The sequence below is a fragment of the Acidobacterium sp. FHG110202_01 genome (genome assembly GCF_059115305.1).
Genome location: NZ_JBZYWJ010000002.1, coordinates 640,366 through 666,643 on the forward strand (window position 1 = coordinate 640,366; position 26,278 = coordinate 666,643).

Here is a 26,278-nt window from a genome sequence, read left to right on the forward strand (position 1 = left end):
TAACTATTTTCAACATAGATGGAAGTTATCCCGCATATTTAATCAGCTGCATGAAGCCATAATCCATGTGCAACTGCTGGTGGCAGTGCCACAGTGTGTCGCCTGGATTGTCGGCGATGAAATCCACTTCGACGGTGTCCAGCGGCATGATGTTGATGACGTCTTTTTTAAGGCCGCTGATTTGCTTGTCACCAATGCGGGTGACTTCAAATGTATGCCGATGCAGGTGGATCGGATGTTGATCGCCGCTGCCGTTGCGGAAGACCAGGCGGTAATGTTTACCCTGATGAACGGTAAGCGGATCGATATTGGGCCAGGACTTGTTATTGATCGTCCAGGTATCAAACTGCGATCCATGTACAGACCCGATATCGCGAAAGGTAAGCGTGAATGTTTCGTCCGCGTTTGGCGCAGCTGTCGTGTTGGCAAATTGCGTGTAGTCCCACTCCGCTGGCGCAGGATCTTTCCAGACCGGAGCGCCCTTCTTCCCGGCATATTCGACGACGATGCCGAGTCCCATCTGGCGGGACTTTTCAAGCGTCGAGCCCAGAATCCATACACCCGGCGAATTCATCTCCACAATGGCATCGACGCGCTCGGCAACAGCTAGAGAAAGAACTTCTACCGATTTAGGATTAGGAACCGGATTGCCATCCATGGCAATGATTTTGAAGGTATGCCCCGGAAGCGCAAGGACGACGTTCTCCGTTGCGCTGGCATTGAGCAGGCGCATAAGAACGCGCTGGCCCTGCTTCACACGGATGGGCTCGCCCGCTCCAAGCATGTGGGCATTGATAGTGGCATATTTGTAGCCCACATCGGAGCCGGTAGTGAGCGGCGTATTCGAAGACCGCTCGCGCATCGTCTCCACCATCGGTACAAACGATGGCTCCCAATGATGAATCGCGAGGTTGATTTCCTGATCGTAATGAGCCGGCTGCTCGCGGCCTTCAATCAGCAGGAAACCAAATTGTCCTGTGTAAGTGCTGAGCGAAAGATTGTCATTCGCAGAAGCATGTGTGTGATACCAGCGAGTGCCCGAAGGCCTGGGAGTAAATGAATACCGATGCGTTGCGCCTGCCGCAATCATCGGCGAGCCTTCTTCCATGGCCCCGTCATTGAGTGAATCAATGGCCAGCCCGTGCCAATGGACGATATCTTCATTCGCCGCCGCATTGGTCACATCAATTGATACAGGCACGCCTTCGCGAAGGCGCAGCAGCGGGCCGGGCACCTGGCCATTGTAGGCAATGGTCTTGATGGAAACGCCCGGCCCGATATCAAGCGTGCATGGTTCAATGCGGAGGCTGTAATCAGCCTTGGCCGATGGTTTGCTGTCTGCAAGTAAACGAGGCGCCAATGCATGCAGCGAACTTCCTGCGAATAAAATTCCTGCCGATGAAAGAAAATTTCTGCGGTTCATGGATGAGTTTTTGGAATCGCTTCCATTTCATCACATTCTCAGACTTTCTCGCACATCGCTTCTCTAAATATGGTGCTGCAGGCTATTGCTGTACATTCTCCCATCGTCCGCCTGCAACGTGACTCTTGAGCATTGCCTCCACAATGCAGGTGGAACGATAGCCATCTTCGAAGGTTGGCAGCGTCGCCGGCTTTGCTTCGGGGCGCCCACCCTCCCGTATCCACAAATAGGCGTCATGAATCAGGTTATGGAAGGCATCTGCCCATGATTCCTGATGTCCGCCGGGGAGATGGACATAGGGAAGGACATCTCGTGATACCAGCGATGGGTCTTTGGCCATGACAGCGTTTGGCTGGTCATGCTTGCCGATCCACAGTGCGTTCTGCTCTTCCTGTCTCCATTTCAGCGAGAGGGCTCTGCCGTTGATTTCCAGCTCGAGGTCATTCTTATGGCCGGGGAGAACCTGGCCAACTGAGAAGCATCCCCTCACGCCATTCTCAAAACGGAGGAGCACGCTGGCCAGATCTTCTGCGTGCACCTCTACAGGCTGGCGCTCGCCGCCTCCCTTAGCAGAAAATGCCTCAGCCGATGAGCCGGAAGAATACCGGACAGGGACAACAGTGGCCAGGTCAGCCAGCACTGAAACAATCTTCAATCCGGAAACATGCTCCGCAAGATCACACCAGTGCGAGCCGATATCCCCAAGCGCTGAAGTGGTGCCGCCCTTTGCAGGATCGGAGCGCCATGAATAGACATTGGGATCTGTCATCCAGTCCTGCAGGTAATAACCATGGACAAAGCTCAGCGCTCCGGCTTCGCCTCGTGCAACCATTCCGCGGGCCTGCTGCACAAGTGGATTTCCGCGGTAATTGAACGTCACGACATTGGCCACGCCGGCAGAGGCTGCGGCATCGCGCAGTTTGCGGCCTTCTTCCGCATTCAGAGCGAGCGGCTTGTCAGAAATAACATGCTTGCCTGCCTGAAGTGCTGCCATTGTGACCGGAAGATGCAGATGGTTGGGCGTCGTGTTATGGATGACTTGAATATCGGGATCAGCAATCAGAGCCTTGTAGTCCCCATAAGCGCGATCTACGCGATACTCAAATGCCTTTTTCTCCGCGGATTGTTGTGACGAACCTGCGATCGCGACAACATCTACATCACCCAGCCGTCGGACGGCGTCTATATGGTGCGCGGCAACAAATCCAGGACCGACGAGGCCCATCCCAATCTTCTTCATACTGCTGTACTGCTCCTTCGGTTGTGAACAAGTTCTCAAATGACAATATCAGGCTTCGCTGCATTTCCCGGAACCGAGGCTCTGGGAAACGTGGCCAGCAGCAGTTAGCCCAGCATCGCAATGAAGAATTCTTTGGACGGACAAATTGCATTCATCTATCTGAATTTGTCTGAATTTCCGGTAATCCTTTTTTCATATTCGACTCAAATTGACATTGCCGGCATTCACATCATGAGAAACTCAGCGAGGATAGGGCCGATCAATGCGAACCTCCGAATGGATCCAGGCTGGCTTTGCCGCCATCCTTGCCGTAGCAGCGTGGATAGTCCCACTCGCAGCGCGCCGCCGGTTAGCGATAGCGATACTCGCAGCATTCGTCATTGTCGCCGTGATCCTGGCCCGTCTTTCCGCATACATTCTCACGCCGCTTCAGGTCTCCATTCTCCGTGACTGGCTCCCTGTAACCCTGATGCTTGTGCCTTACTGGCAGACAGGCCAGTTCTTCACCGGCCCAAGCGAGAAAATGCAGGAACGCCTCATCGCCATCGATCGCTGGCTCGGGAACCTGGTCTTCTCGAAGCCTCCAGCATTCGGCCGCATCACGCGCCTCACTATGGAATGGGCCTACATGTTCTGCTACCCGCAGATGCCGCTCGGCCTCGCCGTTCTCTACATCGCCGGACTGCGCCAGTACGCGAGCACCTACTGGTTCATTGTCCTTGTGCCGACCTATCTTTGTTATGGCATCACTCCGCTCGTGCCGGCATTGCCGCCGCGAAGCCTGGGCCAACAGACCACCAGCAAAGCGCAAAACAAAAGCCGCGTCATGAACCTCTGGATTCTCAAGTACGGAAGCATCCAGGCCATTTCATTTCCCAGCGCGCACGTAGCTTCAGCGCTCGCCATATCATGCGTGCTTCTGCGCTATGTGCCCATCGCAGGCGTGATCTTTTTAGTCATTTCCTTCTGGATCGCCGTCGCCGCCGTTGTCGGTGGATACCACTATGCCATAGACGTACTGCTGGGAGCAGTACTGGCATTGATCGTCGTCGGCGCCTGGCTCGGTCACTTGATCCCGAGCAATCTCATCGCCGCGCCGGCCATCGCCTTGGCTGCTGGATTTTGAGGCTTACCGTTCTCCGGAGGAAGAAAGAGCGCCGTCAATACCTTCACTCCCAGAGGAAGATTCGCCGCTTCACCCGGAGCAGCCGGAGGGAAGAATTTCGTCAACGCCTCGCGTGGACTGTTGCGAACTAGATCGATCATCGCCACTCTGTGCACGCAGGAAACCGTACAGTAAGGAGCGCACGCCTTCGTCGTCGAATACTCGCGCTCCAGGTCCTCTTGCGTGTACTTATCGAGCGGAATCGCAGGATATCCCCGCTGCTGCGAGCAGTAATGCACTAATCCGTCTTCACAGATGTAGAGATAGCGGCTTCCCGCCCTGCATTGCCATTCGTTCGGCTTGCCCAGCGCCAGGTTCTTATGGAAGAGATTGTCGTAAGCAAATGCCCAGAAGGCCGGCTTCCGTTCAGCATGTATCTGCTCGTAAACCGTCCTCTCCCTGTCCTGCAAAGGCTGCAGCTGCCCCTTATGGTCGTGGATGACTCCCACCGTCGTGTCGAATCCAAGCTCCAGCGCGCGCCGCGTGATCGTAAGCGCATCTTCCGGATGCTCCACCCCAGCCCCGAGCACGGAATTGATATTCACATCGAACTCCGCGTACTCGGCAAGCCATTCGAGCTTCTTGTCCAGAACCTTCAAGCTCTTCTTCGAGACATCATCCGGCTGCACATTGTCGACACTGATCTGCAGATGCTCAAGGCCCGCGCGGTTGAGCTGCTTGATCCGCTCCGGAGTCAGCAGGTATCCATTCGTGATGAGCGTGACGATGATACCGTGGCTGCGGATGCGCCGAATCATTTCATCCAGATCGGGATGCAGCAGCGGTTCGCCGCCGCTGAATGTAATGATTCCTGTACCTAGAGCAGCAAGCTGATCGATACGGCGCAGCATTTCCACCGTTGGCACAGGCTTTGAGACCTTGTCGTACTCGTTGCAGTAAGCGCAGGAGAGATTGCAGCGCCGGATGGGAATGATATGAGCAAGGATAGGGTGATGGCGCGACTTGATCGCGCGCGCAAGCATGCGCGTCTGGCGTACACGGCGCTCTAAAGACCGCAGGCTTTTCATTATGCCCAGCACCAGATCCCAACGCTAGTCTACGCTGATGCGGTCCTCGGCGCGGTCAAGCCTGCGTGAAATAACGGTGACTCACTGCGTCTGCTGCCGCAGCCGATAACCATCTCTTGTCCGCACATGGTATTTCTGCAGGTCTTTGCCCGTCAGCTTCACTGAAATCGCGCGCCATCCGCGGTTCGGATTCGGCTGCGGATAATAGCTGATCGAATAAAGATGTGCCAGGTCTTCGCGGATCGAGGCAAACGCCTGCCTTTCGTCGCCCCAGTTCTTGGAAAAATACGCCTTCCCGCCGGTGGCCTTGCTCATGCGCTCAAACACGGCAGTCGAGACCGGATCATTCTGCGCCAGCTGCGTGCTCACCATGTAGATGATCGTTCCCGTCGACTGGGCAAGTTCCGCCACATCCTCTGGAGGCACTGAGCTAGCATTGTCCGGGCCGTTTGAGAAAACCACGATGGCCTTTCTTCCTCGAAGCTGTGCAGCATCCTTTACCGTCAACAAAAGGCCGTTATAGAGCGCCGCATCGTCTCCCGCGACCGTGCTGCGCACACCTCGCAGAATCTGGCCCCAGTCGGAAGTTAAAGGCGTGGCCCGCGAAAGGTCCCGGCTATAAGAATAAAAAGCCACTTTGTTTACGCCTTCAAGCGAACGGATGAAATTCGCAATCGAGTCCTGCGCAAACACAAAGCCCTTGTACATGTAATTGCTGGTATCAAACAGGATGAAGACATTGGCCCCCGCCAGCGGCGAGGCAGGCTTTGGTGCCGGCTCACTGTCGGCGTTCTGCTGCTGTTGCTCCGGCTCTGGCGGCTTGGGGTTCTCCGCTTCAGCCTTATTGCTCGCCGGCGTGACTTTGATCAGCTGGCGCACTGGCTCGCCGCCTTCTTCAAAGGTGGCGACTTTTTCCTGGATTTTGTCCTCGAAAACAGAAAAATCGTCAGGACGCAGCCCAGTAATGTAGTGGCCCTTTTTGTCTGTCACAGCCACATTCAGCTGCACCAGCACCACGTTCACCAAAATTCGATCATCCTGGGCGCTTAGAACTCTGCTGCTCCCGCTTCCCAGGAAGAGGCCCGAAAATACAAAGAGGAAGAACAGATATTTCCTCACCATAACCCTCCAGAAATCTCCTGTCGCAATCCCGCGCTGCTAACGCGGAGAACCTACATTCGCTACCTGCAGCGAAGCAATCTTTCCCTGCCTGAACTCATCTCCTGTCTCCTGCATCGCCCGCAGCACTGCCGGCCAGTCGTCGAGATCGGTGGCGAAAATCTTTGATGTCATGTGGCGCGTCAGTTCCGGAACCATGCGGTTCAGCTGCACCGGCGCATAGCCCATCTCGTCCGCCAGGCGCGCCCAGTAAAGGTTGCTAGATTCCCATGACTCGCCAAACAGCCGATAAGAGTAGCCTCCAAAGACCGGCAGCGGCTTCAGGTTCAGCAGTTCGAGCGTGTAGCTTCTGGTTAGCGTCGGATGAGGCACTCCGAAATCCCGTGAGATCGCCTCAGCGCTCGTATCCGCTGGGTACTTGTGACAAAGCTCATCCAGTTCCTGGTCCGCTGGTCCTATCGATGAAACGTCTCCCGGAAACTTCCTGCGAAATTCCACCGACAGGTAGAACGTATCTTCAGGCAGCATCGCGGGACGCATCCTGGCGATAGCATTCGGTTGCTGCAGATGCAGACCTACCTGTTCCAATCGCCGCGGCGTCATGCGGTTCGAAAGAATGCTGACGACCTTGCCCCGAAGCTCCGCATTCGATCCCGAGGCATTCAGCAGTTCTTCGCCTGATTTCTGATAGAGCGTGACCGCGTGCAGTTCCTGTGGACTGACCTTCCACCAGCGCGGCAGTGTCGCATCCACCAGCAGGTCCGGCACCAGTTCCTTCCAGATCAGCGCCTGGATATTTTCAGGAGCAATGAAGTCTTCCTCCATCGTGGCCAGCGCATACGGCAGGTCAGCCAGCGATCCCATCAGGTACGCCCCGCCGCCCGCAGGTGTTCCCACTCCAATCAAATCCGGCGGCCCCCACAGCCGCTCCGCGCCGATAATCGTCACTCCGGCAAAATCGTGCGAGCGGACAAACAGCGGGTTATTGTGCAGGATCTGCGCGCCCGGCGGCTCGTAATAGGCGTAGTTAAAGCCCACCAGCGTGTCTCTCAGAAACGGCGCAAGCTGGCCGCGCGCCGCTTCCAATTGCGCGGGAGAACTCTGGGACTTGATCAGCTTCGCCAGATCAGTCTTTGCCTGTAGCTCTGCGTGGCGGCTGCTGTAAACCGCCGGCGACCACTGAATCTTCTCCGACTTGGTAAAGATCGGACGCGGCAATTCAAAGTCCTTGAGCTGTCCTGCAAGCGAAACCAGCCTGTCCGCATCGCTTTTCCCATGCTGCATCGCGCTCAGCCCATCGTTGAGCGCGAACAGCGTGTCAACCGACGCCAGCCGCTGGTCATCTATCACCGAGCGGATTCTTCCCGCCAGCTCATCATGCACGCGCTGGCTTTCCTGTCCCTGCTGCGCAGGGCCGGCAAGCAGCTGAACCACATCTTCCTGCGAATACTCCGCGTTTCCTGTCGCCACGTGCATCAGCCCGCTCAAGGAGCTGCGCGCCGCGTCAAAAAGCTGCACAGACGAAGAGATTTTGTTGAAAGGCTCAACCACGCTCTGCCATGACGGATTCATTCCTGCCGCTGGGATCTCTCCCTGCCGGGCAAAAATCTGCCACAATCCGACATTCGCCTGGAACGATCCCAGAGCATTGGCGCGCAGCGGCGGATTGGAGATCTTATCCAGCGCATCCGTCGCATTTATAAAGCTGGTGATCGAAGCATCGTTCAATTCCGGAAACTCCGAGAAGACCGGATACCAGCTGTTCAGTTGCGAGTATCTGCTGGCAATCAACCGCACCGTTCCATCCGACAGCCGTTTGTCCGCAGGCCGCTTGTTGTCGATTTCGCTCAGCATGAGGTACACCTGCAACGGGCCGCCGTCGGTGTCCTCGCGCGCAAACGCTGTCATGGCTTCGAGCAATTGTTCCGAACTGTTCCATCCCCGCGCGTGCTTGGCCCAGTCATGCGCAATCTTCGATTCCTGCTTCTGGTTCAGCACTTCTTTCCAGACATCCAGGTTCCCAGGAATATAAGGCTGTCCGTCCGGCCCCCAATCAATACGCGTAAACAGGATCAGCAGATCAGAGCCCTTGGGAAACACTCCCTTCGTCGCCGCCGGCTCGAGGCCCGGGGACTTGAACGCTTCATAAAGATGCCGCAGGCGCGGCCATTGCGTAAGATGCGCCTGCTGCGCCTGGCTCACACGCGACAGCGCGTCGTAATACACCGCCATCCAGCCCGCATCCTTCGCCAGCAGATGCGTGACAAAATCTCCCGGCGAATCCGGGCTCGCTCCCACCAGGTCTTTCCATCCGCGCTCCGCATCTGTTCCGCCGGGCACCAGCACACGCCCTGAGCGGATCGAGATCTGGCTTCCATAAAAGTCCAGCACCGGAGCATACGTCATCAGCTTCTTGAGTCCCGGCGACTTCAGCAGCGCCATGCCCGTCTCCGCATCTGTCTTCGCTAATGCCGAATAGAGTCGCGCCTCGACCGGATCATGGATCAGAACATCGAGCAGGTTCCCGCTCCGTTTCTTCCACGCGCTCGCCCCAACCCAGTCGCCCTCATGAAAAAGCACAGGAACACGCGTCGAAGGATACGCATAGGAAAAAGGAGCACCCTTCTCCAGAGATTCTTCGAGCCCTGTTAAAGGAAAGCCCGAATCAATGGTCAGAAAAGCCCTTTCCGGATTGGCCGTCATCAGGTAAGCGCCCTTCTGACCGCACGCCGGCTTGAACTGATATCCAAGGATCTGCAGCAGCTGCGTTGCATCACTGCAGCCGGCCACATGGATCGTGCCGTTCGAGCTCGCAAGCGCCTGCAGTTCTCTCGCCTGGTGCACATACCTGTCGAGCAAAACCAGAAACTCTGTCTGATTGTTGTTCTCATAGCCGCGCAGATAAATATTGCGCGCCAGCAATGGCAGCACATCGTCTGGAGAAATTTTCTGGCTGATGCCCGCCATGCGCAGAAAAGAGCGCAGCGGTCCTGGTATGACCACTCCGTCCGGCGACGGCGCGCTCAAATCTTCTCCGCCGGAATCTGCCGGACCGGAAGACGCAACCTGTTGTGCATGGCATGGCTGGGCTGAAGAACAGACATACAGTAGGATCAGCCCCGCCAGATAAATCGTGAACTTACGTACCCCGAGAGGAGACTTCATCGCAGAACGCCCCCGTCCAGGACCGCAAGCCAACCGCTGGAAACCTGAGCGCATAACCTTAAAGCGCTGGAGAAACCGCCTGGTACACGCCAACTTTCATGCCGTTGTCCCGCAGTTCTTTTCGTTTGTCCGACAAGATAATACGATTCATGCCCCGTCGTCCAAGAACTTTTGTCATTTCATGAAATGAAGCTTTCGCCTCATTCCATCTATGTCTCATCTGCCTCCGGCAGCAGTAACTCGCGAGTAAAAAAATCATGAATATCCCATAACCCAGGCAACAGTGCCGGGTGCCCCATCCTTTCCGCTGTAGTTGGCAGAAAGGGTGGTAGGCCACGAATCTTTCCCAAGGTTTGTCATCCCGACCGGAGTCGCGAAGCGACATAGCGGAGGGACCTGCAGTTCGCCGGGTGCCCCATCCTTTCGTCGTGTTTTTCGACGAAAGGGTGGGAGAGCACTGATGCAATTCGATTCACCAGATAGGGTTCTATCACTCCACCGCCATGACACCCCTGCCTGATCGTTTTAAACTTTGTGAGAACTCCCTGCGAAAGGTCCCTACAGAGTGAAACGCTTCCTGCTTTTCTCCGCCGCTCTCGCGATTGCGGTCGTCGCTATCCTGCACGCGCAGCAGCTCGATGAAAAAGACCCCTCATCCATCCTCGCCGCTTACCGCCATGTCGAAGTCTCCTCCGTCTCCGATGCCATTGAGCAGCTCGATGGCAAGCGCATGTATCTCTCCCATCACATGCAGGCTCTCGCTTCCGCAAAATTCGCCGGATTCGCCACCACCGTGCGCCTCGCGAAAGAAGAAAACCACGACCCCCACGCCCTCGACGGTATGCTTGCCGCCATTGACGCTGGAGGTAAAGACTCCGTCTACGTCATGAGCATCGAGGACGGAGCCAACATCGCCGGTATGGGCGGACTGATGGGCACTGCCATGAACGCTCGCGGCTTTGCCGGAGCCATCATCGACGGCGGCGTCCGCGACGTCGCTTATCTTAAGAAGATCGGTTTCCCCGTCTATGCCACCGGCATCGTGCCTTCGACTTCCGTCAGCCACTACCGCTTCGCCGGATCAAACATTACCGTCACCATCGACGGCGTCCCCGTCCGCGCAGGCGACATCATCACCGCCGACCAGGACGGAGTCGTCGTCGTCCCCCGCGAAGAAGCTGTCAAAGTGCTTACCCTCGCGCGCCAGCTCGACTTCAAAGAACACAGCATGTACGCCTACATCGAGCAGCTTGGCTCCATCGTCGAAGCCGTGAAAAAATTCGGCCGCCTGTAGAAGCTGTCATCCTGAGCGAAGCACAAATAGAAACCTGGGTGCCCCATCCTAACGAAGTTAGGGTGGGAGGTTCGCAGGACATATAACCAACCTCGTGCAACAGGGTGGGACCAGAAGAAATCCATTTAGAGAACACCGCCGCAACTTTCCCCACAAAATCCCGTCTCCAGAAGTAAGTACCACCCTGAGGAGCCATTCCCATGGCAATCACGCGGCGCATATTCATGAAAGACGGAGCGATGGCCGTCATCGGCGCCTCCGCCATTCCCAGCTTTCTCACCCGGAGCGTCCTCGCCCAGGCCACATCCGCCCAGGCACAGGGCAAAAAGCTCGTTGTCATCTTTCAGCGTGGAGCAGCCGACGGCCTCAGCATCGTCGTCCCGCACCGCGAAAGCTCCTACTATCAGATGCGGCCCTCCATCGCCATCCAGCCCAACCAGGTCATCGACCTCGACGGATTCTTCGGGCTGCATCCTGCCATGCAGCCGCTCAAGCCGCTCTGGGACCAGCGCCATCTCGCCATCGTTCATGCCTGCGGCTCACCCGACCCCACCCGCTCCCACTTCGACGCGCAGGACTACATGGAGAGCGGAACCCCGGGCATCAAGGCCACCACTGACGGATGGCTGAACCGCGCTCTCCAGGCCGACGGCACTCACGGAAAATACTCCGCCTTCCGCGCCGTAGCTCTGGGACCGCAAGTCCCGCGGATGCTCGAAGGCAAAATCCCCGCAGTCGCCATCAACAACCTGCGCGACTTCTCGGTCGGTGGACAGAACCCCGCAGCCGCGCCCATCGCCACCAGCTTCGAGAGCATGTACTCGAGCAGCGTCAACGCCGTCCTGCACGGCACCGGCTCCGAGACCTTCGAAGCCGTCAAGATGCTGAAGGCCGCGGACCCGGCAAAATACACTCCGGCTCCTGGAGCCAACTATCCCAACGATCCCTTCGGCAATAGCCTGCGCCAGATGGCCCAGCTGCTCAAAGCAAACCTGGGCGTGGAAGCCGCCTTCGCCGACATCGGCGGATGGGACACCCACCAGAACCAGGGCAACGTCAACGGCCAGCTTGCTGGACGCCTCAAAGCCTTCAGCGAAGGCATCGCCGCTTTCTGGACCGATATGGGCGATGAAGCTGGCAACATCGTCCTTGTCACCATGTCCGAGTTCGGACGCACCGTCCACCAGAACGGCACCGGCGGTACTGACCATGGCCACGCCAACGTCATGTTCGTTCTTGGAGGACCTGTCCAGGGCGGCCACATCTACGGCAAATGGCCCGGCATGAAGCCCGAACAGCTTTACGAAGGCCGCGACTTGGCCATCACCACAGATTTCAGGCAGGTACTGGGAGAAGCAGCCTACCGGACAGTAGGCGCAAAAAACCTTGACCTGGTATTCCCGGGAGCAGACTTAAAAAACAATCGCTTCCTGAATATCCTGAAAGCATAACTTGAAAGATTGCGGCCGGCCTTCTACGCGCGGAAGCCAGCCGCCAGACTTGGTTCTCTCCGCGCGTTTTGCTACCACGTCGCTGTCATCCTGAGCGAAGCCGAAGGACCCCCACGAACTCGAAGAACCTGCCCTGGACGAAGTCAAAGGGTTCGTGGGAGGCCGACCGGAGGTCGGCGGGATGTTCCCTTACCCATGTTCTTTATAAGGGCCGCTGACCATCCTGATCTTAAGAACTTCAGAAAAAGGAAAACTCACTTCCCCCGACTGATCCCAAGCAGACGATCCACCGCCAGATACCCAGACCCACTGAAAAGAATCAACAGCGCCAGTGCAAACAACGAAAGCGGATACTCAAAACCCCCAGGCCCGGTCAGCCCATGGCTTAGGTGGACCTTCAAAACAGCCACCGCCATATTGATCGCCATCCCCAGCGCCGCCACTGGCACCAGCAATCCAAGAATCAGCAGCGCCCCGCCAAAGAACTCCGTAAACGCAGAAACATACCCCATCCATGCTGGCATTCCCATATGACCGACCATCTGCGTGAAGTTGTAAAGTGAGCCGCGCGGAAAAATCTTTTGCGAGCCATGCACCATCATGATCGCACCCATCACCACACGCGCAATCAGCACTCCCAGGGGTTGAAAACGCTCCAGCCAGGTAAACATGAAATGGACTGCTCCTTACTTGGATTTTGATTGGGCCTGCACGATAGCCGTGTGCAGCGCCAGGACCACTGCTTCCAGTTACGGGATATCACGCTGAATTGTCTTCCAGCCCAAACTCGTGTCTACCGTGAAATAGCCATGGGCAAGCTGGTTTCTCATGGCATAGATTTCTTTCAATGGAAGCTCGGGATGATTGGCAACGAAGTCAGGATTGCCCGCCTCAATATTTTTCGAGGCCTCTCCAATAATCTCAACGTTTCTTATTACGCCGTCCTGAATAAGCTGATTGGCTCGAAAATCTGCTTCGGACAGATCTTTCGTGTACTGGCGAATGCGGTTAATGGATTCTAGAATGTGCTCCAAATAGTCCGGAATCCGTAACTCTGATTTCTTCATACAGGCACGGCCTCGGAAACTACCCTGTCCCGGAAGCTCTGTGGTAAGCCTCCCGGAGTGAGTACATCCACTGAAACACCAAGAAGGTCTTCAAGTCCAACTTGCATGCGCGCAATATCGAGGAGGCTTGTCTCCGAGGTTGTGTCCACCAGCAGATCAAGATCGCTCGTCTCCGAGTCATCACCGTGCAGAACCGATCCGAAAACACGAGGATTAAGACCGCGATTTTCACTCACTACGCGGCGAATCTCTTCGCGATGCGATGCCAACGCAACGGACGGTTTCATCGAAACAGTGCCTCTATAAAAAGCTTCTCACATCAAAAGGCAAACATAGAATCAGTATCTTAGTTGCCTAACGAGGGACTACCTCGTCCAGAAAACCCCGCAGCGCTTGAACATATTTCCCATCGTCATCGGGAGAGAGCTGCACCAGCTTTTTCGGCAACCCGGCACGCTGAAAGAGCTCTTCCGTCTCATGACTCGCGCCGCGTTCCAGAAAGAGCTTCGGCATCTTCACCTGATTTAGAACTGCGCCAGGATCAAACCGGTCTGAGGCAAGCAGACGAACAGGCACCAGCTTCGTCCGCGAGTCTGCCGCCAGCAGGGTGAGCGCATTAGGGCTGACATTCTCAACAACAAGCGCCACAGCCTCCGCATGACGGACAGCAGCTGACACCGCGACAGGAGCTCCCAGGCCCACTCCGTAAAGAACAACTGATCGACTGGGCAAGTGACGCGTATCCGTCAGATACTTCCACGCAGCATCCGCATCTTCATTCATGCTTCGCTCTGACGGATGCGCATCCGCGCTCTGCCCGAAGCCGCGATAGTCAAAGACAAAGACATTGATTCCGAGCGAATGCAGTACCTGAACCGCATGAACACTGTCAGAAAGCGATCCACGGCCATCGTGCAGCAACAGAATTGTATTCCCTGCATAGCGCGCGCCGGCCTCCGCAGGAACCCACCAGCCCGTAAGCTGCGGCTTGCCCGTTTCCGTGTAATCAAAGCGAACATCGTCGAAGGCAATGCCCACGCTTGCCGGAGTAGCGACAACCGTCCGCGACGGATGAAAGATCAGCTGCCAGCTTCCCTGATAGAAGAGCAGGCAAAACGCCGCATAGGCGCAGATCGCCGCCAGCCCCACGACAATGCCGAATGCCGAGAGCAGCCACTTCCCGCTCACCAGGGGCTGCTGCGGCTCCAGCGGATCCTTCCAGCCCGCAGCGCGCGCCTCATGCGGCGTCTGTCGCGAAGATTTTTGCTTTTGAGATTTCTTAGACATTAACCAAAGGCGAGCTCATCGGCAGATTCAAGCGGCGTCCCGCACACGCGGCAGATCACCGCCGAGCAGTCTCCACAAACCAGCGGATCATCCACTTCGCGCCCGCAATTCGGACACCACAGGCGCACATCTTTTCCCGCAGGTGGATTCGGAGGCGGCTTGTCGTGCATCCTGAAGATGAGCGTAGCACACGCTAACCATGTCAGGATGGAGTAGGCGGGGCATAGCTTTAGGACGCTGAAAAAGTCACTGTTTTGAAGGAGCACGACTTTTAAGTCGTGCCGCAAATGGCCTTAAAATTCACGTGGCTTTAGCCGCCGAGAGATTGCTTCTTTAAAAAATGAAATTGATTTTTCAGTAAACCTATTCAGCCATGCCATTAAACCTGCGGATGTTAAGAGACTTTAGCTCCGAGGCTCTGCAAATCATCCAATTACCTGTCACGAAGATCGGGAGAAGAATGCCGGAATTTATCAGGATTTGCGCAAAGGCCGATTTGCCGCCGCAAGGCGAAGCAAAAGAAATCATCGCCGGAGACAAAACACTCTGCATCGCCAACGTTGCCGGTGAAATCTCCGCCCTGAACAACGAATGCCCGCACCGCGGCGGGCCGCTCGGCCAGGGAATGATCGAAGGCGGCAAAATAATCTGCCCCTGGCATGCATGGGCCTTCGACGTAAAAACCGGCGCGGCCGAAGACATGCCAGTCGAAAAAGTAGAAGTTTATGAAGTCAAAATCGAAGGAGAAGACGTCCTGGCAAAGCTGTGACAATCATCCGTGTCATCACAATCCTTCACCTGTAAACGGGTTAATCTCATTTGGCTTGGCTGTAGTTGGATCAGCAACTGCGACAGCGCCTTCACTGTTCCGGTGCGGATCAAACATCTGACCAGCGCTGCCGAAGACGCGTAGCGGATCGCCGGGAAGCAGTCCATTTTCGGCAAGCGCAATGCGGATGCGACGCTGCGTTTCACGCATGGCGCCCCATTGCTGGTTTGCTTTTGTTCTTAACTGCAAGGGATAAATCACCTGCGAGCCCTTGATGCCGTCCACGCCCAGGAGCGTCGGGTCGGCGAGAAACACGCTCTTGTATGCAGGGTCGTTGCGAACACTCATGGCAACATCCTTCAGCAGAGCCAGCACTTTGTCCGGATCGGCGGAGAAATCCACTGAAACATTAATCGTAGCCACTGAGTAATCACGGGTGAGATTGGCTACTGTGGTGATCTGCGAATTCGGGATCACATAGAGCGTGCCATCGTCATCGCGCACCATGGTTTTACGCAACGATAAGGCTTGAACGGTGCCTGCGAGTCCGGCAATGCGCACTTTGTCACCGACGTTGTACTGGTCTTCAATCAGGATGAGGACGCCATTAAGGCAATCCTTCACAATAGTCTGCGCGGCCAGGCCGACCGCTACACCGGCGATGCCTGCGCTGGCCAGCAGCGGCTCCAGCTTGAAGCCGAAGAGCGGGAGCACTTCTAGCAGAGCGACGAAGATGATGAATCCAGTTCCCGTTGCCCGGATGACAGAGGAGAGAGTGCGCACCTGCGCGAGCCGGCTGGAGTTCGGAGCTCGGTGCTCGGTGAGGCGCACCATGCGGCTTGTGACTTCCTTTAGGATGCGGATCAGGATCCACGCCACGATGGCTGTAACCACTACCTTGGGCAGGGAGTTGTAGACGAAGTCCATCAGGTTGTCTAGGAATTCTGTATTGAGCTTTGCTAGGCGTCCACCTTCTGAAGCCAGGGAAAAGGTAGCGTATATGGATGTCATAACCATGGGGAACATTCTTATAATGACCTGATGCAGAGTTTTGATGCCAAATCCGGATGGCGAAAGCTGCTGATTGCTGGACTTTTTCTGACGGGCAGTTTCGCCGTGACCCATGCGCAGATGCCGACTGCACAGTCGCCAACGTTGAACCGTCCCACCACTACCCCCAATGCTCCCGGACAGCCAAACGCGAGCGATGATGACAACAGCAACGATCCGATGGCGCACCGAGCCATGATCCAGCAGGCCAAGCGGCGCAACAGCCAGCGCCAGCAGGACCTTGTGAACGACACCAACAAGCTTCTGGATCTGGCGCAGCAGCTGAAGACAGAAGTGGACAAGAGCAACAAGGACGAGCTCTCGCTTAGCGTGGTGAAGAAGGCCGAGGAAATCGAAAAGCTGGCCAAGTCAGTCAAAGAAAAGATGAAGGGCAGTTAGCTGTGATTCTCGCTTGAGGAGGAATCGCATGTCAGCAGATACCGTCAGCAGTACTTTGAAGCGTGCAACAACTCTGGGCATTATCTGGGCTGTGATTCTGATCCTCTGTGGAATTGCCGCTCTTGCTCTGCCGGAATTCGCCGGAATCAGCGTTGCCATTGTTCTCTCCATCCTGATCATCATTGCCGGCGTCATTCACCTGACCACCGCTGTCGTTGCCGGAAGCGTCGGAAAATATCTCTGGCGGACGTTGGTCGGTATTGTCTATATCGTTGGCGGAATCTGGCTTTTCATGCACCCTGCTCTGGGGTTGGTTTCGTTCACTCTGGTACTGGGGATCGTATTCCTGATGGAAAGCATTTTCTACATCCTCAGCTATCTCCAGATGCGCAAGACAGGCGGCGCAGGATGGTTGCTGGTTGACGGGATTGTTACGTTGATCCTCGCGTTCCTGATCCTGGCCCACTGGCCTTCGAGCTCAGCATGGGCGATAGCCACGATTGTGGGTGTGAACCTGCTCATCAGCGGCTTTACCCGGTTGATGGCCCTGTCGGCGCTGCGGAGTGCTATTAGTGCGACTGCTTAGAGCGGTTTGGATGTTTGCGTTTTAAAGAGGCATGGCTTCAGAGGATGTTGAAGAAAGTTCTGGCTTTGAAGGGGCACGGCTTCAGCCGTGCCGTATGCCCTGTCAATGATTCCGAAAGTAATATTTCGCTGCAAGTTTCTGGTTTAAAACAACATCCGTTGCAACGATCAATGCGTTGATATTCCCTTTTTTTCTGATATCCTGAAAGTAAAGAACGAAAACAGGAAAACCGCCGCATCCCGGCGGTTTTTTAACTGCCCGGAATCAGGACTTTACGAGGAACCTTCCTGTTTTCAATACTTTGCTGCATTGAAAACAGAAACCATGTGTTTTCAAAGACTTAACGCCTCCCCCTCCCCGGGGGAGAGAGGCATGAGCGATCACCCAGCAGCTTCCTTCAAAGACGGCGGATCAGCAGGAGAGTCTGATCGTCGATCTGTTTGCCGAAGGCGCGGGCGGCGTTGAGTATGGCCTCGGCCATGGCCGGTAGTCCCTGGCCGGCATGGTTTGCAATGAGGTTCTGCAGACGGTCGAGTCCGAATTCTTCATCCGCCTGATTGCAGGCTTCAAGAATGCCGTCGGTCACGATTACCAGGATGTCGCCTTGTTCCGTCATGGTTATGTCGGAAGCGAAATTGTCCGCCGGAAGAAGTCCAAGCGGCAGCTGTTCCTGGGAAAGATGATCGACATGCCGGGCACCGGCCTGCACGCGATAGTGCAGGATGGGCGGGTGGGCAGCCAGGGCATAAAAGACGCTGCCATCAGAATGCAGCCGGAAGCCGGCGAAGGTGGCATACATCTGCGGCTCTTTGACACAAGGGAGCACGCGATTCAGGCATTCCATCAAAGACGGCAACACGACGTGCGGTTCGGTGTGATCGGCATCGAGCAGCGCCGTGCGCGCTGCCGTCTTGACCATGCCCATAAGAATGCCTGCCTGTAGGCCATGGCCGGCGATGTCGGCAACATAGGCTACCGCGCTGCCGTCTTCGAGAAGCACGGCGTCTACCAGATCGCCGCCGACCTTGTCGCTGGGATCGGAGCGTCCATAGATTTCAAAGAGCGGAGTTCGCAGGTGAATAGGCGGCACCAGCGTTTTCTGGATGCCATGTGCCAGTTCCAGCTCGTTCTTGATGCGGACTGCTTCCTGCCCTTCTGTGCGAATGAATTTAAGAAAGAAAACATAAGAGAGCATGGTCGCTGCAAGGATCAATACCGCAGCAAATGGCACGCCCCGTTCTGTAGAAACAGATTGCAGGTGCAGATAGTGGATGAGAGAAGGAGCTGTGCTTCCGAAGCCGATCCAGAAACCCACCTGTAGAACACTGAATATTGCCGTGTAGTAGTTAGGAAACCTGGTGCCGAGGATGACATAGATAATCGCGATGATGCCGCTCATGATGGAGATGGCAATTGCCAGGACGTAAGGCAGGTGTCCAAGCTGCATCAGGTCTACAAAAAATCCGATCACCGAAAAGAGGCAGAAAACAGCAAGGAACAGAGATCGCTGACGATGAAAGGGCAGCGATTGGAAGTGAGGAAGGCTTGGCTTGCTCTGCCTGTACCAGGAAACCTTGGTGATTGCGCCCATGTCCCCGAACGATACCAGAGATGCGGTCTGCAAAGAGTAAGAGAAGGCCGTCTTCAGCAAAGACGGCCCTGAAAAGAACTTACTAAACAAACAAAGGAGCGAGCACCAGCGTTACGGTAGCCAGCAGCTTGATGAGCACGTGCAGCGATGGCCCGGCGGTGTCCTTGAAGGGATCGCCTACGGTATCGCCTACGACGGCTGCCTTATGAGCTTCGGAACGCTTGCCGCCATACTGCCCTGTCTCGATGAACTTCTTGGCGTTGTCCCATGCGCCGCCGCCGTTGTTCATCAGCATGGCGAGCAAAATGCCTGAGATTGTCCCCACCATGAGCAGTGCGGCGACCGCTTCCGCTCCGCCCAGGTTCAGAGGGTGGCCGTCGATAAGAGGAGTGATTGCCCCGCCATCCAGATGATAGGCCGAACTGAAGTGGCGGAAGACGATACCCACGGCAAGCGGCATGGCTACGGCGAGAATTCCAGGCCAGACCATCTCCTTGAGCGCGGAGCCGGTGACGATGCTGACGCAGCGTCCGTAATCTGGCAGCGAGGTTCCCTGCATGATGCCGGGATTTTCCTGGAACTGCTGGTGCACATCCTGAATGACAGCCTGCGCAGCACGCCCCACGGCCTTGATGGCAAGCGATGAGAAGAGATAGGTCAGCATGGCGCCGAGCAGCGCGCCTACAAACACAGGAACAGAGGCGAGGTTGATGTTCGAGAAGCTCCAGCCTGCGGGCAGCGTGCCTCCGGCAGCAGTCACGCGCTGATTCACAATGTCGTGAACGCTCTCAAGGTATGCGGAAAAGAGCAGGAATGCCGCGAGCGATGCCGAGCCAATAGCGTATCCCTTGGTAAGCGCCTTGGTGGTGTTGCCGGCTGCGTCGAGCTTGTCGGTTTTTTGACGGACATTCTCCGGCTGCTCGCTCATTTCGACAATGCCGCCGGCGTTGTCGGTGATAGGGCCGAAGGTGTCCATGGCCAGGATATAGGCGGCTGACGAGAGCATGCCCATGGTGGCGATGGCTGTTCCATAGATGCCCTTCGAGTAGGACGAGATCGTCGTCACGTCTGCGAGTCCGCGTGTGCCGAAGTAGTAGCTCAGCAGCAGAGCGGCGCTGATGACAATAACTGGAATCGCCGGAGTTTCCATGCCTACGGCAATGCCGCTGATGATGTTGGTGGCCGGGCCGGTAGTCGAAGCAAGGGCGATGGAGCGGACAGGACGAAAGCGCGTCTCGGTGTAGTACTCGGTGATGCGCACGAAGAGAAAGGAAGTGACAATGCCGCAGACTCCGCATCCGAGCAGCCACCATCGGCCTTGCAGCATGTAGTAGACCGCAGCTGCGAAGCCGACCAGCGCCAGAATGGACGTGACGTAATAGCCGCGGTTGAGCGCGTGCATCGGGTCTTCGTCTTCCTTGCTGTGCACGATGCTGACGCCGATGATGCTGGCGATGAGGTTAATCGCCTGGACTATGAGCGGAAAGAGAATGCCCTTCACGCCGAAGACGGGATAAAGCGATGCGCCGAGAATCATCGCGCCTACGTTTTCTGCAGCGGTCGATTCAAAGATGTCCGCGCCGCGGCCTGCGCAGTCGCCTACGTTGTCGCCGACGAGATCAGCGACTACTGCCGGATTGCGTGGATCGTCTTCCGGAATGCCGGCTTCTACTTTGCCGACGAGGTCAGCGCCCACGTCCGCAGCCTTGGTATAGATGCCGCCGCCAAGCTGGGCAAAGAGCGCGACCAGCGACGCTCCGAAGCCGAAGCCGACGAGCTGATAGGGAGCCTGCTGCGGCGTCTTCAATCCTCCAAAAGCAAGAAAGAGCACGCCGACTCCGAGCAGCGAGAGCGCCACGACGATCAGCCCGGTTACGGCCCCGCCGCGCAGGGCAATCTGAAGCGCCTTGCCCAGGCTTGTTCTGGCAGCAGACGCGGTGCGGATGTTCGACCGGATGGAGACCCACATGCCTGTCTGCCCGGCAAGGGCCGAGCAGGTAGCGCCAATCAGGAAGCTGATGACAACCTTGTTTGCGTAGGGAGCAGTAAACGGCGAGAGGCGATATCCAAAATAAAGAATGATAGCGAGGACAACTGCAATGATCGCGATGGTGCCGTACTGCCTGCGCATGAAGGCTTCCGCGCCCTGGCGGATGGCGTTGGAGATGCGCTGCATGTCCGGGGTTCCGGTGTCGGAGCTGAGGACCGAGCGCGCAAAGGCGAACGCGGCGAGCAGGCCGATGACGCCGACTGCGAGCGCGAGCCAGAGGTAAAGGCTGTCAGAGCTTGTTTGAGAAAGATCAGTGGCCTGCCAGAAAGATGCAGCCAATGCAGAAGCAAACGGCATTCAACGTCCTCCAGGAATTTTGCGAACCAACGCTGGTGCTTCGGGCCGATACACTCCCCGGAATCAGAAACGTATCAAACCAGAGCCGAATCTGGAACATGAAAATGCGTTCTGAGCAGGACATGAAGAAGCGTCTAGCCAGCAGAGCTACCAAAAGGGTGAATTAAAGCATGCCGCAGAAACGATGGTCAATTCGCTCGCTCTTCCTCATCTCGGTAACGCGGCTTTTACAATAGAAGTACAAAAAAGAGCGACGCGTTCTTTCCGGTTTCCGCATCCTAAGACGGTTGGCAGAAGCAGGGGACAGTCCTGTGGCGAACATGTACAATCTCCTGTCGCCCTGGGAACTGAGACGCTCCAGTTTGTTCCACGGCAGGATCAAAGAGGTTTGTAGAGAATGGCCAAAACAGCAGTTTCCACCGCGGAGAGCACGGCATCCGGTCTTGATTCCGGACGCCTGGTTGAGATGTACCGCCTGATGTACCTTTCGCGGCGGACCGACGATCGCGAGATCATGCTCAAGCGGCAGCAGAAGATTTTCTTCCAGATCTCCTGCGCCGGCCATGAAGCTTTGCTGGTCGCTGCGGGCATGGCCCTCAAGCCCGGCTATGACTGGTTCTTTCCCTACTACCGTGACCGCGCTCTCTGCCTCACGCTTGGAGTAACTGTTGAAGATATGCTGCTGCAGGGTGTGGGCGCAGCGGCTGATCCGGCAAGCGGCGGCCGGCAGATGCCTTCGCACTGGACCAGCAAAGAACTGAACATTGTCTCGCAGTCCTCCTCAGTAACAACGCAGTTGCTGCATGCTGTGGGCTGCGCCGAGGCAGGCCGGTACTTCTCACACCACCCTGAGGCTGCTGAAAAACACGAGGGCGATTATCGCGCTTATAAAGACGTGACCTTTCATGGCGACGAGGTCGTCTACACTTCCTTGGGCGAAGGCTCGACCAGCCAGGGCGAGTTCTGGGAGGCGCTGAATACCGCCTCCAATCAGAAGCTGCCGGTGCTCTTCGTTGTCGAGAACAACGGGTATGCCATTTCTGTTCCCGTTGAAGTCAATACGCCCGGCGGAAATATCTCGACTCTGGTTGCCGGCTTTCCGAATTTCTACTTTGCAGAAGTAGACGGCACTGACCCTGTCGGGAGCTATCGCGTCTTTGAAGAAGCTGTAGCTCACTGCCGTTCGGGCAAGGGCCCGGCGTTTGTCCATGGGCATGTGATCCGGCCTTACTCGCATTCGCTCTCGGACGATGAGCGGCTCTACCGGCCCAAGAGCGAGCTCGAAGCTGATTCGCTGCGCGATCCGCTGCAGAAGATGCAGATGTACCTGCTGCGTGAAGGCATCCTGGACGCTGAGGCCATCAACCGCCTGGAGAAGGAAGTCGATGAGGAAGTCCGCGTGGCCGCCGAGCGGGCCCTGCGCGCGCCTTTTCCTGAGCCGGAGAGCATTCCGCTCCATGTGTACTCGGAAGACTACGATCCGACGCAGCCGGAGCTTCAGACTCAGCCAGCAAAGACTTCCGACAAGCAGGAACGCACGATGGCTGACCTCATCAATGCCTGCTTGCGTGACGAGATGCGCCGCGACCCGCGCATCGTCATCTTTGGCGAAGATGTGGCCGACAGCAGCCGCGAGCAGTATCTGAAGGAAGGCCAGGTAAAGGGCAAGGGCGGCGTCTTCAAGCTCACTGCCGGTCTGCAGACTGAATTTGGCGGCGAGCGCGTCTTCAATTCACCGCTGGCCGAAGCGAACATTGTGGGCAGGGCTGTTGGTTATGCCGTGCGCGGCATGAAGCCTGTGGTTGAGATTCAGTTCTTCGACTACATCTGGCCGGCGATGCACCAGATGCGCAATGAGATGAGCGTGATGCGCTGGCGCTCCAATGGCACTTTCTCCGCTCCTGCTGTGATTCGCGTTGCGATTGGCGGATATCTTACAGGCGGAGCCATCTATCACTCGCAGTGCGGCGAAAGCATCTTCACGCATACGCCGGGAATCCGCGTGGTCTTTCCGTCGAATGCGCTCGACGCGAATGGTCTGCTGCGGACGGCGATCCGCTGCGACGATCCTGTACTCTTTCTGGAACACAAGCGCCTCTATCGCGAGACCTTTGGACGCGCGGCTTATCCGGGACCGGACTACATGATTCCTTTCGGCAAGGCGAAGACTGTGCGCGAAGGCAAAGACCTGACCATCGTGACTTACGGCGCTGTTGTGCCGCGCGCCCTGCAGGCGGCACAGAAGGCGCATCGTGAGGATGGCATCGAAGCGGAGGTAATCGACCTGCGCACCCTCAGTCCTTATGACTGGGAAGCAATTGCTACGTCAGTCAAAAAGACGAGCCGCGTCATTGTCGCCCATGAGGACATGCTGAGCTGGGGCTATGGGGCTGAGATTGCCGCGCGCATCGCCGATGAGCTGTTCGAGGACCTCGATGCTCCGGTCAAGCGCGTTGCTGCCACGGATACCTTTGTGGCCTATCAGCCTCTGCTCGAGGACGTGATTCTGCCGCAGCCGGAACGTATTTATGGGGCGATTCGCGAGCTGTCGAAGTTCTAAGCTGTTATGGTTACTTCGCTCGCGGATGCGTGCGGTCGTAAACCTCGGCTACCTGTCCGACGGTGAGCTGGGTGTAGCGCTGGGTCGTCGACAGGCGCTCGTGGCCAAGCAGCTCCTGGATGGCGCGCAGGTCGGCTCCTTCTTCGAGCATGTGCGTGCCGAAGGCGTGGCGCAGCGTATGAGGGTGAACTTCTGCCGGCAATCCGTTGGCCATGGCCAGTGTTTTGACGATGCGTCCTACGCTGCGTGTGGTCAGGCGGCCGTTGCCGCGCAGTTTCGCATTTAACAGCAGAGCTTCGGACTGCTTTCCTGCTGCCTGCAGACGCGCTTCGCGCTCCGGCAGGTATGCGCGCAGCGCCTGGGCTGCGGCATCGCCGAGTGGAACATAGCGCTCCTTGCGCCCCTTGCCACGGACGAGGATGGCTTCGTTGGCCCAGTGAATGTCCTTGAGGTCGATCCCGACCAGTTCGGCATTGCGGATGCCACAGCCGTAAAGCAGCTCGAAGATCAGCCGGTCACGTTCGGGCCAGGCCGCGAAGTCTTCGGTCACTCCATCGACGGCGCGGTTCATCTGCTCAATGGTGGGAACGCGCGGCAGGTGCCTGGGCAGCTTCGGTGTGGAGACGAGCGCTGCGGGACTCTGCTCGACGTGGCCGGACTTAGCCAGCCATTTGAACCACGAGCGGATCGCCGCCAGCGCCCGGGCCACAGAGGCCTTCGACAGTCCTTTTTCGTAGAGCGTGCCGAGATAGGCGCGGATCTGCTGGTGCTCGATGCGTTTGATCTCGATGCCGGCACCGAAAGTCTCAACCAGGTAAGCAGCGAAGCTGTGCAGCTCGCGCTCATAGGCGCGCATGGTGTGCGGCGATGAGCCGCGCTCGTTTGCGAGCACGGAAAGGTATTCGTTAACGAGCGATACAACACGGGGAGTTGTGCTCACTTCGCAGTCTCCGTACGTTTTGCTCTCGGATGGTGCATGCGATGCACAGCCTTGAGGCGTCCGAGTGCGAGATGCGTGTAAACCTGCGTGGTGGCAATGTCGGCATGGCCAAGAAAGGTTTGCACAGTGCGCAGATCGGCTCCATGCTCGACCATGTGCGTGGCGCAGCTATGGCGCAGCTTGTGCGGGCTGGCATGACTGTCGCTCGATTTCACGAGCTTCCACACCCATTCGCGCGATAGCGGCTTGCCTCGCATGGAAAGAAAGAGCTGGTTGACGCGCGCGTTCCGGGCAAGAAGCGGGCGTCCTCGTTCCAGATATTCTTCAAGCGCCTTAACGCACAGCGTACCGAGCGGAACGATGCGCTCCTTGTCACCCTTGCCGCGGACAAGAACACGGCCAACATCGAGAGAAAGGTCGACAACGCATAATCCCGTCAGTTCGGAAACCCGCAGGCCGCCTGCATAGAGCAATTCGAGAATCGCGCGGTCACGCAGTGAAATGGCATCGCCTTCAGGATGATCGGCAGCAACAGCAGCCCGCTCCAGCATGGAGTTGACTTCGTCGGGGGCAAGAGACTTGGGCAGGACCTTCCATGCATCGGGTGATTCAAGATTCACCGTCGGGTCATGTTTGATGCGCTTGTCGAGCAATAACCACTTATAGAAGCCGCGCAGGCAGGAGAGTTTGCGCGCCATAGAACGCGATTCCACCGAGTGCGTTCGCAGGTGCTCAAGAAAGCCGGACACCTCCTGCTGTTTTGCTGTCATAAGCAGAGCGTTTTCGCGCTCCAGATATTCGGCGAACTGCAGCAGATCGCGCTCGTAAGCTTCGCAGGTCAGCGGACGCAGGCCTTTTTCAACGCGGAGATAGGTCAGGTATTCGCGGATAAGTTCGGCATTACGGTCTGCGCTCACATTACTCATTATCTGCAGCGGAAATGGATGCGACATGCCAAATGTGGACCGAGTACCAAGTTCACCAACGCTTTACAATCCGCGCCGTGCAAAAACACCCTTAATCGCTCAAAATAGAAAGAAGGAGCATCACCACTTGACCACGCTGCATACTGCACCCGCGGAGCAATACACACGCGATGAGTTTCATCAGGCTGTTCTGTCTGCGAAACCGAAGATAGCTGTTTTTGATTGTGACGGCACGCTCTGGAGCGGCGATGCCGGATATGGCTTCATGGTCTGGTCGATTGAGTCCGGACTGGTTTCGCGCAATGCGTCTGATTGGCTTGATTCGCAGTACCGCGCCTATCGCGCTGGAAAAGTTTCTGAAGCCGAAATGTGCGGCGAGATGGTGCAGGTCTACACCGGCCTGCGCGAAGACGAGATGCGCAAGGCAGCGGCGACTTACTTCCGCACGCATATTGAAGCGAACATCTTTCCCGAGCTGCGGGAACTGGTCGCGGAGCTCAAGGCATCCGGAACCGAATTATGGGCGGTGAGCTCGACCAACAACTGGGTGGTGGAAGAAGGCGTGCAGCGCTTCGGCATTCCGCGCGAGCGCGTGCTGGCGGCGACGGTCCAGGTGAAAGACGGCATTGTGACGAGTGAGCTGATTGATGTGCCGACGGACGAAGGCAAAGCCAAGGCGCTTGCCCGCGCGGGTATCAAGTATCCGGACTGCGTCTTCGGCAACTCGATTCACGATGAAGCGATGCTCAAGATTGCAAAGCATGCCTTTCCGGTGAATCCGACGCCTGCCTTGTTGCAGAACGCTTCGGAGCATGGCTGGACGGTCTTCTATCCCGAAGCCGTTTTGAAGGACAGCAAGGTTTAACGCGAT

General features: G+C 56.8%; 23 protein-coding genes. 8 read left to right on the plus strand and 15 right to left on the minus strand.

Features of this window, described 5'->3' with window-relative positions:
* Window positions 1-25: 25 nt before the first annotated feature.
* Both AC5S16_RS05915 and AC5S16_RS05920 read right to left on the minus strand, forming a co-directional pair.
* Window positions 26-1,360, minus strand: a complete 1,335-nt coding sequence (locus tag AC5S16_RS05915) for a multicopper oxidase family protein (RefSeq protein ID WP_493929105.1) — start codon at window positions 1,358-1,360, stop codon at window positions 26-28.
* Window positions 1,361-1,505: 145 nt separating this feature from the next.
* Complete coding sequence (locus AC5S16_RS05920; protein ID WP_493929106.1) at window positions 1,506-2,663, minus strand: Gfo/Idh/MocA family protein; 1,158 nt, start codon at window positions 2,661-2,663, stop codon at window positions 1,506-1,508.
* A 262-nt stretch (window positions 2,664-2,925) separates the two neighbouring features.
* On the opposite strand from AC5S16_RS05920, the gene AC5S16_RS05925 reads away from it, so the two are divergent.
* Entirely contained in the window at window positions 2,926-3,789 is an 864-nt protein-coding gene (locus AC5S16_RS05925; protein ID WP_493929107.1) for a phosphatase PAP2 family protein, read from the plus strand.
* Here the strand turns inward: AC5S16_RS05925 and AC5S16_RS05930 are convergent.
* The 3 genes from AC5S16_RS05930 to AC5S16_RS05940 form a co-directional block, all read right to left on the minus strand.
* Window positions 3,729-4,856, minus strand: coding sequence for a radical SAM protein (locus AC5S16_RS05930; RefSeq protein ID WP_493929108.1), 1,128 nt, complete (start codon window positions 4,854-4,856; stop codon window positions 3,729-3,731). The two genes, AC5S16_RS05925 and AC5S16_RS05930, sit on opposite strands and share 61 nt — an antisense overlap.
* Before the next feature lie 81 nt (window positions 4,857-4,937).
* Window positions 4,938-5,978: a VWA domain-containing protein gene (locus AC5S16_RS05935; RefSeq protein ID WP_493929109.1), complete on the minus strand. Its 1,041-nt coding sequence runs from the start codon at window positions 5,976-5,978 to the stop codon at window positions 4,938-4,940.
* A 36-nt stretch (window positions 5,979-6,014) separates the two neighbouring features.
* Window positions 6,015-9,140: a hypothetical protein gene (locus AC5S16_RS05940; protein WP_493929110.1), complete on the minus strand. Its 3,126-nt coding sequence runs from the start codon at window positions 9,138-9,140 to the stop codon at window positions 6,015-6,017.
* A gap of 565 nt (window positions 9,141-9,705) precedes the next feature.
* Between AC5S16_RS05940 and AC5S16_RS05945 the strand changes: the two genes are divergently transcribed.
* Window positions 9,706-10,434: an RraA family protein gene (locus AC5S16_RS05945; protein WP_493929111.1), complete on the plus strand. Its 729-nt coding sequence runs from the start codon at window positions 9,706-9,708 to the stop codon at window positions 10,432-10,434.
* Window positions 10,435-10,634: 200 nt separating this feature from the next.
* Entirely contained in the window at window positions 10,635-11,885 is a 1,251-nt protein-coding gene (locus AC5S16_RS05950) for a DUF1501 domain-containing protein (protein ID WP_493929112.1), read from the plus strand.
* Between the two features lie 254 nt (window positions 11,886-12,139).
* On the opposite strand, the gene AC5S16_RS05955 is transcribed toward AC5S16_RS05950, so the two are convergent.
* The 5 genes from AC5S16_RS05955 to AC5S16_RS05975 form a co-directional block, all read right to left on the minus strand.
* Window positions 12,140-12,556: a DoxX family protein gene (locus AC5S16_RS05955; protein WP_493929113.1), complete on the minus strand. Its 417-nt coding sequence runs from the start codon at window positions 12,554-12,556 to the stop codon at window positions 12,140-12,142.
* A gap of 78 nt (window positions 12,557-12,634) precedes the next feature.
* Window positions 12,635-12,952, minus strand: coding sequence for a HepT-like ribonuclease domain-containing protein (locus tag AC5S16_RS05960; protein WP_493929114.1), 318 nt, complete (start codon window positions 12,950-12,952; stop codon window positions 12,635-12,637).
* Window positions 12,949-13,239 carry a nucleotidyltransferase family protein gene (locus AC5S16_RS05965; protein ID WP_493929115.1) on the minus strand — a complete coding sequence of 97 codons (291 nt, stop codon included), beginning with the start codon at window positions 13,237-13,239 and terminating at the stop codon, window positions 12,949-12,951. Before AC5S16_RS05965 ends, AC5S16_RS05960 begins: the two co-directional genes overlap by 4 nt.
* Window positions 13,240-13,306: 67 nt before the next feature.
* Window positions 13,307-14,239 carry an alpha/beta hydrolase gene (locus AC5S16_RS05970; protein ID WP_493929116.1) on the minus strand — a complete coding sequence of 311 codons (933 nt, stop codon included), beginning with the start codon at window positions 14,237-14,239 and terminating at the stop codon, window positions 13,307-13,309.
* Window positions 14,239-14,505, minus strand: coding sequence for a hypothetical protein (locus AC5S16_RS05975; RefSeq protein ID WP_493929117.1), 267 nt, complete (start codon window positions 14,503-14,505; stop codon window positions 14,239-14,241). The genes AC5S16_RS05970 and AC5S16_RS05975 overlap by 1 nt, the downstream gene beginning before the upstream one ends.
* 107 nt (window positions 14,506-14,612) lie before the next feature.
* On the opposite strand from AC5S16_RS05975, the gene AC5S16_RS05980 reads away from it, so the two are divergent.
* Complete coding sequence (locus tag AC5S16_RS05980) at window positions 14,613-15,008, plus strand: Rieske (2Fe-2S) protein (protein ID WP_493929118.1); 396 nt, start codon at window positions 14,613-14,615, stop codon at window positions 15,006-15,008.
* A gap of 15 nt (window positions 15,009-15,023) precedes the next feature.
* Here AC5S16_RS05980 and AC5S16_RS05985 read toward each other — a convergent pair whose 3' ends face one another.
* Complete coding sequence (locus tag AC5S16_RS05985; protein WP_493929119.1) at window positions 15,024-16,019, minus strand: mechanosensitive ion channel family protein; 996 nt, start codon at window positions 16,017-16,019, stop codon at window positions 15,024-15,026.
* A gap of 30 nt (window positions 16,020-16,049) precedes the next feature.
* Here AC5S16_RS05985 and AC5S16_RS05990 point away from each other — a divergent pair, with 30 nt between their 5' ends.
* On the plus strand, window positions 16,050-16,457 hold the full coding sequence (locus AC5S16_RS05990) for a hypothetical protein (protein WP_493929120.1): 408 nt from the start codon (window positions 16,050-16,052) through the stop codon (window positions 16,455-16,457).
* A gap of 28 nt (window positions 16,458-16,485) precedes the next feature.
* Window positions 16,486-17,043 (plus strand): HdeD family acid-resistance protein, encoded by a 558-nt coding sequence (locus AC5S16_RS05995; RefSeq protein WP_493929121.1) that lies wholly within the window; start codon window positions 16,486-16,488, stop codon window positions 17,041-17,043.
* A 397-nt stretch (window positions 17,044-17,440) separates the two neighbouring features.
* Here AC5S16_RS05995 and AC5S16_RS06000 read toward each other — a convergent pair whose 3' ends face one another.
* Both AC5S16_RS06000 and AC5S16_RS06005 read right to left on the minus strand, forming a co-directional pair.
* Entirely contained in the window at window positions 17,441-18,694 is a 1,254-nt protein-coding gene (locus tag AC5S16_RS06000) for a PP2C family protein-serine/threonine phosphatase (RefSeq protein ID WP_493929122.1), read from the minus strand.
* Window positions 18,695-18,716: 22 nt separating this feature from the next.
* Window positions 18,717-20,981 carry a sodium-translocating pyrophosphatase gene (locus AC5S16_RS06005; RefSeq protein ID WP_493929123.1) on the minus strand — a complete coding sequence of 755 codons (2,265 nt, stop codon included), beginning with the start codon at window positions 20,979-20,981 and terminating at the stop codon, window positions 18,717-18,719.
* 397 nt (window positions 20,982-21,378) lie between these two features.
* On the opposite strand from AC5S16_RS06005, the gene AC5S16_RS06010 reads away from it, so the two are divergent.
* Window positions 21,379-23,541 carry an alpha-ketoacid dehydrogenase subunit alpha/beta gene (locus AC5S16_RS06010; protein ID WP_493929124.1) on the plus strand — a complete coding sequence of 721 codons (2,163 nt, stop codon included), beginning with the start codon at window positions 21,379-21,381 and terminating at the stop codon, window positions 23,539-23,541.
* Window positions 23,542-23,551: 10 nt separating this feature from the next.
* Here the strand turns inward: AC5S16_RS06010 and AC5S16_RS06015 are convergent, their stop codons facing one another.
* Together AC5S16_RS06015 and AC5S16_RS06020 are read right to left on the minus strand one after the other, a co-directional pair.
* Window positions 23,552-24,481, minus strand: a complete 930-nt coding sequence (locus AC5S16_RS06015; protein ID WP_493929125.1) for a tyrosine-type recombinase/integrase — start codon at window positions 24,479-24,481, stop codon at window positions 23,552-23,554.
* Window positions 24,478-25,407 carry a site-specific tyrosine recombinase gene (locus AC5S16_RS06020; RefSeq protein ID WP_493929126.1) on the minus strand — a complete coding sequence of 310 codons (930 nt, stop codon included), beginning with the start codon at window positions 25,405-25,407 and terminating at the stop codon, window positions 24,478-24,480. Before AC5S16_RS06020 ends, AC5S16_RS06015 begins: the two co-directional genes overlap by 4 nt.
* Window positions 25,408-25,534: 127 nt before the next feature.
* Between AC5S16_RS06020 and AC5S16_RS06025 the strand changes: the two genes are divergently transcribed.
* Complete coding sequence (locus AC5S16_RS06025; RefSeq protein ID WP_493929127.1) at window positions 25,535-26,272, plus strand: HAD family hydrolase; 738 nt, start codon at window positions 25,535-25,537, stop codon at window positions 26,270-26,272.
* Window positions 26,273-26,278 lie beyond the last annotated feature (6 nt).

Coding starts and splice junctions, on each gene's coding strand:
- AC5S16_RS05990 (WP_493929120.1), top strand. CDS start 16,050: ATGCAGAGTTTTGATGCCAAATCCGGATGGCGAAAGCTGCTGATTGCT.
- AC5S16_RS05940 (WP_493929110.1), bottom strand. CDS start 9,140: ATGAAGTCTCCTCTCGGGGTACGTAAGTTCACGATTTATCTGGCGGGG.
- AC5S16_RS05970 (WP_493929116.1), bottom strand. CDS start 14,239: ATGTCTAAGAAATCTCAAAAGCAAAAATCTTCGCGACAGACGCCGCAT.
- AC5S16_RS06020 (WP_493929126.1), bottom strand. CDS start 25,407: ATGAGTAATGTGAGCGCAGACCGTAATGCCGAACTTATCCGCGAATAC.
- AC5S16_RS05955 (WP_493929113.1), bottom strand. CDS start 12,556: ATGTTTACCTGGCTGGAGCGTTTTCAACCCCTGGGAGTGCTGATTGCG.
- AC5S16_RS05930 (WP_493929108.1), bottom strand. CDS start 4,856: ATGAAAAGCCTGCGGTCTTTAGAGCGCCGTGTACGCCAGACGCGCATG.
- AC5S16_RS05925 (WP_493929107.1), top strand. CDS start 2,926: ATGCGAACCTCCGAATGGATCCAGGCTGGCTTTGCCGCCATCCTTGCC.
- AC5S16_RS06005 (WP_493929123.1), bottom strand. CDS start 20,981: ATGCCGTTTGCTTCTGCATTGGCTGCATCTTTCTGGCAGGCCACTGAT.
- AC5S16_RS05935 (WP_493929109.1), bottom strand. CDS start 5,978: ATGGTGAGGAAATATCTGTTCTTCCTCTTTGTATTTTCGGGCCTCTTC.
- AC5S16_RS05995 (WP_493929121.1), top strand. CDS start 16,486: ATGTCAGCAGATACCGTCAGCAGTACTTTGAAGCGTGCAACAACTCTG.
- AC5S16_RS05965 (WP_493929115.1), bottom strand. CDS start 13,239: ATGAAACCGTCCGTTGCGTTGGCATCGCATCGCGAAGAGATTCGCCGC.
- AC5S16_RS05920 (WP_493929106.1), bottom strand. CDS start 2,663: ATGAAGAAGATTGGGATGGGCCTCGTCGGTCCTGGATTTGTTGCCGCG.
- AC5S16_RS06010 (WP_493929124.1), top strand. CDS start 21,379: ATGGCCAAAACAGCAGTTTCCACCGCGGAGAGCACGGCATCCGGTCTT.
- AC5S16_RS05950 (WP_493929112.1), top strand. CDS start 10,635: ATGGCAATCACGCGGCGCATATTCATGAAAGACGGAGCGATGGCCGTC.
- AC5S16_RS05960 (WP_493929114.1), bottom strand. CDS start 12,952: ATGAAGAAATCAGAGTTACGGATTCCGGACTATTTGGAGCACATTCTA.
- AC5S16_RS05985 (WP_493929119.1), bottom strand. CDS start 16,019: ATGACATCCATATACGCTACCTTTTCCCTGGCTTCAGAAGGTGGACGC.
- AC5S16_RS05980 (WP_493929118.1), top strand. CDS start 14,613: ATGCCATTAAACCTGCGGATGTTAAGAGACTTTAGCTCCGAGGCTCTG.